The sequence below is a fragment of the Neobacillus rhizosphaerae genome (genome assembly GCF_050477885.1).
Lineage (GTDB): Bacteria > Bacillota > Bacilli > Bacillales > Cytobacillaceae > Neobacillus > Neobacillus rhizosphaerae_A.
The window spans coordinates 1-11,770 of record NZ_JBCNAC010000137.1 but is presented as its reverse complement, the minus strand read 5'-3'; the positions used below and the strand labels follow the sequence as shown (position 1 = coordinate 11,770).

The 11,770-nt window shown below is 35.2% G+C and carries 12 protein-coding genes; all 12 read left to right on the top strand.

Annotated features, from left to right (window positions below; genetic code table 11):
* Positions 1 to 31: 31 nt before the first annotated feature.
* The 12 genes from ABES03_RS18680 (at position 32) to ABES03_RS18625 (ending at position 11,577) form a co-directional block, all read left to right on the top strand.
* A complete protein-coding gene (locus tag ABES03_RS18680) occupies positions 32 to 394 on the top strand; it encodes a hypothetical protein (RefSeq protein WP_430119445.1) in 363 nt (120 codons plus the stop codon).
* Positions 384 to 1,664: a motility associated factor glycosyltransferase family protein gene (locus ABES03_RS18675; protein ID WP_430119443.1), complete on the top strand. Its 1,281-nt coding sequence runs from the start codon at positions 384 to 386 to the stop codon at positions 1,662 to 1,664. Before ABES03_RS18680 ends, ABES03_RS18675 begins: the two co-directional genes overlap by 11 nt.
* A 43-nt stretch (positions 1,665 to 1,707) precedes the next feature.
* The gene (locus tag ABES03_RS18670) at positions 1,708 to 2,901 is read left to right on the top strand and encodes a glycosyltransferase (protein WP_430119441.1); all 1,194 of its coding nucleotides are present in this window, start codon (positions 1,708 to 1,710) and stop codon (positions 2,899 to 2,901) included.
* A gap of 22 nt (positions 2,902 to 2,923) precedes the next feature.
* Entirely contained in the window at positions 2,924 to 3,925 is a 1,002-nt protein-coding gene (locus tag ABES03_RS18665) for an NAD-dependent 4,6-dehydratase LegB (protein ID WP_430119438.1), read from the top strand.
* Positions 3,922 to 5,082 (top strand): LegC family aminotransferase, encoded by a 1,161-nt coding sequence (locus ABES03_RS18660; RefSeq protein ID WP_430119436.1) that lies wholly within the window; start codon positions 3,922 to 3,924, stop codon positions 5,080 to 5,082. The genes ABES03_RS18665 and ABES03_RS18660 overlap by 4 nt, the downstream gene beginning before the upstream one ends.
* Positions 5,083 to 6,261, top strand: coding sequence for a UDP-N-acetylglucosamine 2-epimerase (neuC, locus tag ABES03_RS18655; RefSeq protein ID WP_430119433.1), 1,179 nt, complete (start codon positions 5,083 to 5,085; stop codon positions 6,259 to 6,261).
* Between the two features lie 40 nt (positions 6,262 to 6,301).
* Positions 6,302 to 7,375, top strand: coding sequence for an N-acetylneuraminate synthase (neuB, locus tag ABES03_RS18650; RefSeq protein ID WP_430119430.1), 1,074 nt, complete (start codon positions 6,302 to 6,304; stop codon positions 7,373 to 7,375).
* Complete coding sequence (locus tag ABES03_RS18645) at positions 7,365 to 7,991, top strand: acetyltransferase (protein ID WP_430119427.1); 627 nt, start codon at positions 7,365 to 7,367, stop codon at positions 7,989 to 7,991. The genes neuB and ABES03_RS18645 overlap by 11 nt, the downstream gene beginning before the upstream one ends.
* A 3-nt stretch (positions 7,992 to 7,994) precedes the next feature.
* Positions 7,995 to 9,050, top strand: a complete 1,056-nt coding sequence (locus tag ABES03_RS18640; RefSeq protein WP_430119424.1) for a nucleotidyltransferase family protein — start codon at positions 7,995 to 7,997, stop codon at positions 9,048 to 9,050.
* A complete protein-coding gene (locus tag ABES03_RS18635) occupies positions 9,047 to 9,736 on the top strand; it encodes a cytidylyltransferase domain-containing protein (RefSeq protein WP_430119422.1) in 690 nt (229 codons plus the stop codon). The genes ABES03_RS18640 and ABES03_RS18635 overlap by 4 nt, the downstream gene beginning before the upstream one ends.
* Before the next feature lie 886 nt (positions 9,737 to 10,622).
* Positions 10,623 to 10,985, top strand: coding sequence for a flagellar protein FlaG (flaG, locus tag ABES03_RS18630; RefSeq protein ID WP_430119419.1), 363 nt, complete (start codon positions 10,623 to 10,625; stop codon positions 10,983 to 10,985).
* A gap of 16 nt (positions 10,986 to 11,001) precedes the next feature.
* The gene (locus ABES03_RS18625) at positions 11,002 to 11,577 is read left to right on the top strand and encodes a DUF6470 family protein (RefSeq protein ID WP_430119417.1); all 576 of its coding nucleotides are present in this window, start codon (positions 11,002 to 11,004) and stop codon (positions 11,575 to 11,577) included.
* Positions 11,578 to 11,770: the final 193 nt, after the last annotated feature.

Genomic DNA, 11,770 nt, shown 5'->3' with positions numbered 1-11,770 from the left:
AGATATAAAAGGAAGAATCGAGGAAAGTAGAATGAGCAATGAAGAATTAGTTAATGATACATTAATTTCACTTAAAGAATTTTTACCTAATGTGATACTTGAAACAAGAAACACAGCGGAATTATTTCATTCTGACCGCGAGGCCACAGCTTTAGGGAAATTGGTCCATTTAATCGATGCCTACTCTTGGATTATCGATGCCGTAAGTGGAATGAAAAACCTAGGTTATGTACAACAATTGAATTTTGGGGGCATAACCAATTTCTTGAAAGATATTGAGCAAGCAATGTCAATTCAGGATTTCGTAGCAGTAAGTGATATTTTAGAATATGAAATTGCTGAGATATTTGAAAACTGGAATAAAGAATTAAATGAAGGAATCGGTGAAAATTAGATTGGAATGGTCACAACAAGAAACAAAAAGCGGGGACGTAAGTGTCAAGCTTATTGATGAAGAAAAGATATTTTACTTGCACAGCAGATATAACCCTCGTCGGGAAGCCGAAAATCTTGTGGAGCAAATAGATATTCCACCTGAAAAGGATATATTACTGATTGTTGGGATTGGAGCTGGCTTTCATGTTGAACAATTTCAAAAAAAATACAATAAACTTCAATTAGTCGTTATAGAATTCAACCATTTATATGCTGAATGGGCAAAAAAGCAGTTGAGTCTTGTCAAAAATCTTGTGTCTGATGGGAAGATTACTTTTATATCTTCAACCAACCAAGATGAACTTAAAGCCATTTTAGTGAGCTATCTATCAAATAGCTCTGTTGAATTATTTATTTATAAGCCTGCAATTGAATTATTGCAGGATTTACATTTGAAATTGTGGTTTAAACAAATGCGGTTAATAAGGAAATCCTATGAAAATCAGAAGGAGAAAATGGAGGACAATTTTCGACAAAATCTCCTTTACCAGAATAACGGATTATCACATTTTTCAAATCCATTTAAAAATAAGAATTTTATTTTAGTATCAGCCGGTCCTTCACTGATCAAACAACTTCCGTTATTGAAAAAATTAGACGCGACAGAAAAATTTGTGATTGCATGTGTTGGTACGTCGTTTAAACTCTTGCACCAACATCGGATTTCGCCGAGCTTTGTCATGATTTCTGATGCAAGTGATAAAATTGGCCAGCAATTTGATTTTCAATATAATAAAGAAGTTCCATTGTTTTTTTTGAGCACAGCAAATCATGATACAGTGTGTAATTACAGAGGGCCGAAGTACATTATCTGGCAAGAGGGATATCGACTCTCAGAGGAAATGTCTGATGAAAAACAGGCCCCTTTAATAAAGACAGGAGGGTCCGTGGCCACCTGCTTATTGGATTTAAGTGTTTTCCTTGGAGCAAAATCTATTGCATTAGTTGGTCAAGACTTGGCTTTTACGGATCTTCAGACACATGCACATGGTATTTCATGCAATAAAACGAAGATTAGAACTGACTCTTTACTGGCCGTTCAGGACTTTTATCGGAAGAAAAAAGTCTATACTCCTCTTAATTTGTATACATACAAAGTATGGTTTGAAAATTATGCATTGACGTCAAAAGGACCTGTAGAACTATGGAATTGTACCGAGGGCGGTGCTTATATTGCCAATTGGAGAAATGAAAAACTGCAAAATTTTGCAGATAAATTTGTAAAATAAATGAATGAATCGGCTGAATTAAACACAATGAGGAGCTTAAGAAATGGAGACAAGAAAAACAGTTGTTTTTTTTCTAGGACAAAGTCAATATGAATCCATGCGAGAGATGACATTTTGTTTTATGGACGCTTTTTATCGTCTTGGATATGAGACTATTAGTATAGATTTATGTGATAGCAGCTACAATGAAAGACTGATTAATACCATTAATAACTTCAAGATTGATCTTTTTTTTGGTTTAAATGGGTGGGGTGGGGATTTTTTAATTAATGGGAAATCCCTTTATGATACGATAAATGTTCCCTTTTTTGCTTTTTACGTCGATCACCCTATGTATCATGTCGAGCGTTTAAAATGGAATATCGACAATTATATAGTATCGTTTATAGATAAGGGACATATTAAGGACATTGATAATTTTCTAGACTCCTCCAAAAAGTTCACAAAAGCTTTTGTTCCTCATGCAACTTATTTAAAAACGCCAAAAAATGATATTCAAAATAGAAAACATGAAATAGTATTTGCTGGGTCTATCAAAAATCCTGACGATATTCGTAAAAACTGGTTAGAATTATCAAATCCACTAAGAAATTTAATGGAAACAGTGGTTGAAAAATCGATTTATTCTGACAACCGAGATATTCTTTCATTATTTTCGGATTCGCTTGCTGAGAACGATATCTATTTAAGTGGGGATAACTTTAAAAAACTCTTAGCTGTTTTTCAGCAGGTAGATAGTTTTACCAGAAATTACAGAAGAGATAAAGTGATTAGGTCTCTATTAAAAACCCCTATCACAATTTATGGGAATGGCTGGGATTACATTAGTTGGGCTGGCGGGAATAAGGCAGAATTTTTCCCAGCTTTAAAGACAAAGGAGCTATACAGTATTCTTGAAGACACAAAAATATTCTTAAATGTATTCCCAAATTATCCAAATGGAAGCCATGAAAGAGTTTTTGATGCCATGATTCATCATGCGGTCTGTTTAACCGATGAAAGCCATTATTTAAAAGATTTTTTTAAACATGAAGAAAATATATTATATTATCAATATGATGACCAGCTATTAGGTGATAAACTGAAACATTATGTATCAAATACTTCATTTTTGCAACAAGTGGCTGACCAAGGCTATCATGTTACTCAGGAGCATCATACTTGGAATAATCGTGCAGCGAAAATATTAGAGATTGTCAAATTGCATACAACAATTAGGAGTTTAAATAGTTTATAAGCAGTGGTTAGGAGGTTTTTTTTTGACTAGGAAGGTTCTTGTTACCGGTGCAGACGGTTTTATCGGTTCACACTTAACTGAAGAATTAGTAAGGCAGGGATATCAAGTCAGGCCGTTTGTTTATTATAATTCCTTTAATTCATGGGGATGGCTGGACTCGTCCTCGAAAGAAATCAAAAATGAATTGGATGTTTTTGCAGGAGATATTCGTGATCCACACGGTGTAAAAGAAGCAATGAAAGGATGCGATACTGTACTACATTTAGCTTCATTGATTGCTATTCCGTATTCTTATCATTCACCGGATACATATGTAGATACAAATATTAAAGGGACTTTAAACATCTTGCAGGCAGTCAGGGAATTGGGTGTTTCCAAACTTGTTCACACTTCAACTAGTGAGGTATATGGAACGGCACAATATGTTCCTATAGATGAAAATCATCCTTTGCAAGGGCAATCACCATATTCCGCTTCTAAAATTGGTGCTGATCAAATGGCTCTTTCTTTTTATCGTTCCTTTAATTTACCGGTAGCCATTATCCGTCCATTTAACACATATGGACCACGTCAATCTGCGCGTGCTGTTATTCCAACCATAATTACTCAACTCGCTGCAGGAAAAGAAAAAATTAAGTTGGGTGCAGTAAGTCCAACGAGGGACTTTAATTATGTAAAGGATACTGTTAGCGGCTTTATTTCCATTATGGAACATGATCGGTCTATTGGTGAAGTAATCAATATTGGGAGTAATTATGAAATTTCTATAGGAGAGACTGCTAAGGTGATTGCACAAACAATGGGTAAATTGATTGAGATTGAAACAGATGAAATTCGCATTCGCCCTGAAAAAAGCGAAGTTGAACGTTTATGGGCAGATAATAGAAAGGCAAGGGAACTGTTAGGTTGGGAGCCAAAATATGGTGGACTTGAAGGTTTTAAACTTGGAGTTAAAGAAACTGCAGAGTGGTTTAGTAATTCTATGAATTTATCTCAATATAAGGCAGATGTATATAACATATGAGTAATCAATGGTCAGAAATTGCTCGAAAAATTAAGGGTATTTATGATAACCAGGATTTCATTCCGCTGCACGAACCAACATTTAATGAAAGAGAAATCCAGCTTGTAACTGATTGTATCGCAACAGGTTGGGTTTCTTCTGTCGGGAAATATGTTGATCAATTTGAGAAAATGTTAGCTGAATACACTGGGGTAAAACGTGCTGTTGCGATTATGAATGGAACTGCCGCTTTACATATAGCATTGAAAATAGCTGGTGTGCAGGCCAATGATGAAGTCTTTATTCCCTCACTTACTTTTGTTGCAACCGCGAATGCGGTTACCTATTTGCAGGCAATTCCACATTTTGTAGATGTATCCAAAGAAACACTAGGCATGGACCCTGTCAAATTGGAAGCATATATACTTGAGATTGGTAAGATGGAAAATGGTCAATTAATAAATAAACAGACAGGAAGAATCATTCGTGCAGTGGTTCCAATGCATACTTTTGGTCATTCCGTGGACATTGATCCATTAGTTGAATTGTGTGAACTTTATAATATTGTACTTGTTGAGGACGCAGCCGAATCACTGGGAACTTTTTATAAAGGGAAGCATACCGGGGGATTTGGTCTGGTCGGAGCGCTAAGTTTTAATGGGAATAAAATTGTAACGACTGGTGGTGGCGGTGCTATCTTAACCAATGATGAAATGCTAGCTGATTATGCAAAACATATTACTACCACTGCAAAGATTCCTCATCGCTGGGAATATAGACATGATGTAATTGGTTACAACTATCGTATGCCAAATATTAATGCTGCGTTAGGCTGTGCCCAGTTGGAGAAGATGGATAAATTTCTTTCATCCAAGAGAATGTTAACAGAACATTACCAGAAATTATTTAACAATCAAAGAGGAGTCAAGTTTTTTGCAGAGCCAGAATTTAGCAAAAGTAATTATTGGCTCCAAACCATTTTAATTGATCCACAATTACATACCAGAAATGATATTTTAGATAAATTAAATGATGAAGGGGTCATGTCACGACCAATTTGGACTCCAATTCATGAATTGGAACCTTATTCAAATTGTCCTAAGGCTGATCTTGATGTTACACATGAGTTAAACAAGCGCATTATTAATATTCCATCTACTCCATTGAGAGGGATATAAATGGATAAACGTAAAATATGTGTTGTTACTGGAACAAGGGCTGAGTATGGGCTCTTATATTGGATAATGAAACAAATTCAAACAGATGATGAACTTGTATTACAGATCATTGCAACGGGAATGCACCTGTCTCCTGAATTTGGCTTAACGTATAAACAAATTGAAGAAGATGGTTTTATGATCGATGAAAAAGTTGAAATGCTGTTATCTGGGGATACACCATCCGCTATTACTAAGGCTGTAGGTTTAGGAACAATTGGTTTTGCCGATTCGTTTAATAGGTTAAAACCTGATATTGTGGTTTTATTGGGTGATAGATTTGAAATTTTTTCCGCTGCACAGTCAGCCATGATTCATCGAATTCCAATTGCCCATATACATGGTGGTGAATTATCAGAAGGATCCATTGATGATCCCATCCGTCACTCCATAACAAAAATGGCACATGTCCATTTTACTGCTGCAGAAATTTATCGCCAAAGGGTCATTCAAATGGGAGAGCAACCGGACCATGCTTTTAATGTAGGGGCTCCGGGGATAGACGGCATAAAGAAAACCAAATTATTGAGCCAGGAAGAATTATCTCATTCTATTGGTTTTGATTTAAACAGATTTTTCTTGATTACTTTACACCCAACAACGTTCGAAAATGACACGGGAGAGCAGCATGTTAAATATTTATTAACTGCTATGGAGGCTTTTCCTAATCACCAGTTTATCTTTACAAAAACCAATTCGGATACTAATGGCAGAGTGATTAATGAAAAAATTGAAAAATTTGTTTCTGTACATCATGAACGTGCAAGAGTCTACGATTCACTCGGTCAAGTTCGTTATTTAAGTGCTTTAAAGTACTGTGAGGTTGTGATTGGCAATTCCTCCAGCGGTCTAATCGAAGCTCCTGTATTTTATAAACCCACTGTTAATATAGGTGATCGGCAACGGGGACGCCTTAAGGCAGCTTCGGTAATCGATTGCGATTTTGATAAAGATGCAGTAATAAACGCAATTAATAAAGCTATTTCTCCATGTTTTCTATCTTTAATAGAAAACATGAAACTTCCATATGGTGGAGGAGAAACATCAAAACAAATAGTAAAACATCTTAAACAAATACAATTGGAAAATATCGTTAAAAAAGTCTTTTTTGATCTGGAGAACCAGAGTGTCGCTGATTGAATACCAGCTTCTATTGGCTGGTTAAGGAGAGTGTGATAAATTGGGTGTTTATATAATTGCTGAAGCAGGAGTAAACCATAATGGGTCACTTGATCTCGCGTATGCATTAGTAGATGCGGCAGTTGTATCGGGTGCAAGTGCAGTGAAATTTCAGACCTTTAAAGCGGATAATTTAGTTACCAAACAAGCCAAACAGGCACAATATCAGGTTCAAAACTTGGGAGAAGAAACATCCCAATATGCCATGTTGAAAAAACTTGAACTTTCTTTTGAGGAATTTGCTAAATTGAAATCTTATTGTAATGAAAAAAAGATAGAATTTTTATCAACTCCATTCGATTTGGAAAGCGTCGATTTTTTAGTAGAAAAAATGGGAATGGAAATAGTAAAAATTCCTTCTGGTGAATTAACAAATTCACCTTTTATTCATTATATTGCAACAAAACGTAAGCGGATGATTTTATCAACGGGAATGGCAACATTAGAGGACATTCATGAAGCACTATCTTTTATTTCATTTGGACTGGCATTTCCAAATGAAGAAGTAAGTATAAATTCTGTTCAGGCATTTTATAACACCGTTGAAGCGAAAAAATGGTTAAAGGATTATGTTACTGTCTTACAATGTACGACAGAGTATCCTACGCCATTTGAGGATGTTAATCTGAACACTATACATCGATTAAGAGAAGAGTTGAACATTGATATCGGGTTTTCTGATCATTCAGAAGGTATATATATCCCTGTTTCCGCTGTTGCCTGTGGTGCAACAGTAATTGAAAAACATTTTACCATTAGTCGACTTTTGCCAGGCCCGGATCACAAGGCTTCACTTGAACCGGATGAACTTTCTGAAATGGTGAAAGCCATTCGAATAGTGGAGAAATCCCTGGGAAACGGTTTTAAAGAACCGACCATTAAAGAACAGGGAAATAAAATGGCGGCTCGTAAAAGTATCATTGCAGCAAAAGCAATCGAATCTGGGGAGATTTTTACTGTAAAGAATCTCGCAATAAAGAGGCCAGGTAGTGGGATGGCTCCTTCTCAATGGTGGTCTTTAATTGGGAAGCCTTCTTCGAAGAAATACAATGAGGATGATTTAATTGACGAATAAACCAATTATAATGATCGGTAATGGTGGCCATGCATCGGTATTGACTGAAATCTTATTACAACAAAAACGTAACATTAAAGGTTTTACAGCACCTAAAGATCAGGAAAATCGGTTTAATTTGCCATATCTTGGAGAGGACAAGGTAATATATAAGTATAACCCCGATGAGATTGAACTTGTCCTTGGAATTGGTTCAATCAACGTTTCAAGAAAAAGAGAAGAAATTTTTAATCAGTATAAACAACAAGGTTTTTTCTTTGCTTCAGTAATACATAATAGTGCTATAATTTCTCCAACTGTAAAAACAGGAGAGGGATTACAAATAATGGCAAACGTTGTTATTCAACCTTTTGTGGAAATAGACGATAATACCATTATTAATACATCTACATCAATTGATCATGAATCTAGGATAGGGAAACATTGCCATCTGGCTCCAGGTTCGACATTATCTGGAAATGTTAGTATCGGAAATTCTACTCATGTAGGGACAGGATCGATTTTCATACAGAATGTCAAGATTGGAAATAATGTCCTGATTGGTGCTGGATCACTTGTAATCACATCCATTAATGATAATTGTAAAGCATATGGTGTACCTGCAAAGGAAGTGTAAAGGATGAAAAATTGGAGAGAAATTCTTATTTCACCAAAAACCACGATTTTAACAACAATGAAAATTATTGACCAAGCTTCATTACAATTTGCTGTAGTAGTGAATGAAAATCAAAAATTACTTGGGACTGTCACCGATGGCGATATTCGCCGAGGAATTCTACGAGGTTTGCCACTCGAAACATCCATTACAGAAGTAATGAACAGATTACCTGTTTTTGAATTATCTGGAAAAAAACCATTCTATTATAGGGAAATAATGAGGAAAAGAAAGTTAAAGCAATTGCCGATCGTAAATAACAAAAAACAGATTCAAAACATTCTTTTTTCTGAGGAGATGGCAACTGCTTTACAAAAAAATAATACAGTTGTATTGATGGCAGGCGGGCTGGGAACACGGCTTCGTCCGCTTACCAACGAGATACCAAAACCGATGCTTAAAGTAGGAGATAAACCAATATTAGAAACGATTATAGAAAGTTTTAACGGGTTTGGTTTCCATAAATTCATATTAACAGTTAACTATAAAAAAGAAATTGTTAAAGATTATTTCCAGGATGGTGCCCATCTTGGTGTCCAAATTGAATATATTGAGGAAGAAAAAAGGCTTGGAACAGCGGGTGCACTATCACTGCTGCCTGAACGATTGAATGATCCTTTTTTTGTGATGAATGGAGATTTGTTAACTAAGATAAATTATGAGCAGCTTCTGGACTTTCATAATGAAACAAAATCTATCTCAACCATGTGTGTCAGAGAATATGAGTACCAAATACCATTTGGTGTAATAGAAATTGATCATCATCGATTAATGTCAATTGAAGAAAAACCTATTCATAAAAGCTTTGTAAACGCGGGTATATATGTATTAAGTCCTGATGTATTGGAATTTGTCCCACAAAATGTGTTTTTCGATATGCCTGATCTTTTTAAAAAATTAATGGAACATAGAAAAGAAAGAGTAATTTCTGCTTTTCCTTTAAGAGAATATTGGCTGGATATTGGCAGACTGGATGATTTTGAAAAGGCAAATGGAGATTTTAGTGGAGGATTTTTATGATTGAAGGGAAAAAGGTCCTGGCAGTGGTACCAGCTCGAGGTGGATCTAAGGGGGTCCCAAGAAAAAATATAAAGGAGCTTGCTGGTAAACCACTGATCGCCTGGACAATTACGGAAGCTAAAAAATCATCTTATATAGATAAATTAATCTTAAGTTCAGATGAACCGGAAATTATCGAAGTTGCCAAAAAATATGATTGTGAAGTGCCTTTCATTCGTCCAAAAGAGTTAGCGAATGATAAAACACCAGGTATAGAACCTGTTTTACATGCAATTAAAAAAATGGAGGATTTTGATATAATTGTTCTTCTTCAGCCGACCTCTCCATTGCGTTCAGTCGATGACATTGATGGTTGTATAGAGAAATGTGTAGTTGAAAGGGCAAATTCATGTGTTTCAGTGGTAGAAGTTGACAAATCACCTTACTGGATGTTCTTAATAGAAGAACACAGCAAGATGTCACCCTTAATGAATGTTGGAGAAATATATAATTTGAGACAAGAACTCCCATCTGTTTATGTTTTGAATGGAGCGGTCTATGTTGCCAATATTCCGTGGTTAGAAAGACATAAAACTTTTTTAACTTCTGAAACCATATCATACATCATGCCAAAAAATCGCTCATTTGATATTGATACAGAATTTGATTTTTTGATGTGTGAAACCATTATTGATAAAGAGTTATAAGGATTATAGGAATATTTGATAATTTTTAATAGGATTAAAGAATGCCCTAACTCTTAAATATTTCCTTGAAATATCATGAACGATATAAAAAGGGTTTTAGGAAAATGATCGATAAGTTATCAAATTAAAGTAATAATCAAACTGCAGAATATCAGATAAAATCAGTTGAACAGGTAGATAATGCCAAAATCAAAAGAGGTTTCAGCTGATCAAGCTGGAATCTCGAAAAGGAAGAAACTTATCAAATTAATAGTAAAGATGCACATGCATGGCAATTGGAATTAGAAAATGAAGATATAAATTAATAGCGGTGAATATATAATAGATTATGGTTATATCACTGGTGTATGGTTTAGGATTTTCAAAGGAAAATGGTGTAGAGAAATAATTCAATTTTAAGAGGAAAAATGGTTAACTATGGGGAGATAGGATCTAGATATTAGAGTTAGAGAATTAGCTTATGGCTTTTATGATATTTATATAAGTTATTGTTTCACTTTCAGAGGGGGTTCGATTTCAAATTGGCAACCTTAAATTGATTTGAAAATAGTCTTTGAGGTGTTCTTTAAGAAGAGTTAATTCCTCTAAGGGGTTGTTCTGTAAGTATAAATAGATATGGGGTAAAGTTTGGTTAGCTCTCCATTACCTATAGTACTAGTAATTAGTACATTTACTTGAATGTTATTTAGAGCTTGAAATAAAATCGCCCCCCCACTTTTCAAGAACGTATGATACTGTTTTGGTTCTTAAGCATTTTAGGTTAATTCCTAATGCTTAATTGATAGTTTAATAACTGTTTTTTTGCATTTACATAATTTTCACTAAACATTAATGTTTTTCATCCGATAATAAACTAAAATGATTTTGACAAAAAGGGAGGCATGAAATGGTAGACAAATTGTCCAATTCTACTAACCAATCAGTAGATTATACCGTTCCGAAAGTGGAAGCTACCGTCAAGGTTAAAGAAGTATTACCAGAAAAACAAGAGCAGCCTCAATCACCACCACAACAACAATCACAAACAAAAGAAAAAACTGAAAAAGTAATCAATAGTATGAATGAATTTTTAAAGGCTTCCAATACTCACTTGAAATTCCAATTTCATGACGAGCTAAAAGAATACTATGTAACATTGGTTGACGATACAACAAACGAAGTCGTCAAAGAAATCCCTTCTAAGAAACTCCTAGATATGTATGCAGCAATGACTGATTACCTTGGACTCTTAGTTGATAAAAAAGTATAGGTTATGGTGAACCATCATGCAGATTCCCCAAATTAGACTACATCAAACCTATGCCCAAATTGGACTCCGAATTACACAGCCGGTCCAAGAAATAGAACAAAAGCCTGCTGATCAATCGATCAAACAGGTTCCCGCGACCATGAATATAGAACGAAAGCCAAGCCACCTAGATATTGATCAAGAACAATTATGGAATGAGCTAAACTTTAAAAGTAATAGTGTATTTAGTGAGGATATGGCAGCGTCCGCAAAGCAAGAAGTATTAGAAGCGACAGCTGAAAAAGCACAAGAAGGCGATCAATTAGCAGCCATTGAGAAAAAGAATGATGCGATTAACTCAATAGTTTCAGCAAAAGCAAACCCAGGACCTGCTGAATTTAATATCGGCTTTATCCCAAGTTACGGTTCAGTAAAAATTCACTTTACACCTACTGAGCTAACTATTAACTGGAAACAAGGCGGTGCTGAAATACAGACGACTCAAAATAAGCCAATTCACAACTATACACCAGGGAAAACGGAAGTATACCTTCGTCAAATGCAGGATCTACAAATCGACTTTGTCGGAGGAAATGTGGATAGTAAATCATAAAACCGACAGCAGCGGAAAGGAATCCTTTCGGCTGTATTTTTAATATTGTGTTGGTAATAACATAATGAAATCAAAAGGATATTTTGATACAATTATATAGATTATTATCTTTTTTATTAGGCTGAGGTAATGAACATTATGGATTTTTATACCCTGTTGATTGGAGCGGAAGACGCGAAGACTCCTGTGGGAG

Coding starts and splice junctions, on each gene's coding strand:
- ABES03_RS18660 (WP_430119436.1), top strand. CDS start 3,922: ATGAGTAATCAATGGTCAGAAATTGCTCGAAAAATTAAGGGTATTTAT.
- flaG (WP_430119419.1), top strand. CDS start 10,623: ATGGTAGACAAATTGTCCAATTCTACTAACCAATCAGTAGATTATACC.
- neuC (WP_430119433.1), top strand. CDS start 5,083: ATGGATAAACGTAAAATATGTGTTGTTACTGGAACAAGGGCTGAGTAT.
- ABES03_RS18625 (WP_430119417.1), top strand. CDS start 11,002: ATGCAGATTCCCCAAATTAGACTACATCAAACCTATGCCCAAATTGGA.
- ABES03_RS18635 (WP_430119422.1), top strand. CDS start 9,047: ATGATTGAAGGGAAAAAGGTCCTGGCAGTGGTACCAGCTCGAGGTGGA.
- ABES03_RS18680 (WP_430119445.1), top strand. CDS start 32: ATGAGCAATGAAGAATTAGTTAATGATACATTAATTTCACTTAAAGAA.
- ABES03_RS18670 (WP_430119441.1), top strand. CDS start 1,708: ATGGAGACAAGAAAAACAGTTGTTTTTTTTCTAGGACAAAGTCAATAT.
- ABES03_RS18640 (WP_430119424.1), top strand. CDS start 7,995: ATGAAAAATTGGAGAGAAATTCTTATTTCACCAAAAACCACGATTTTA.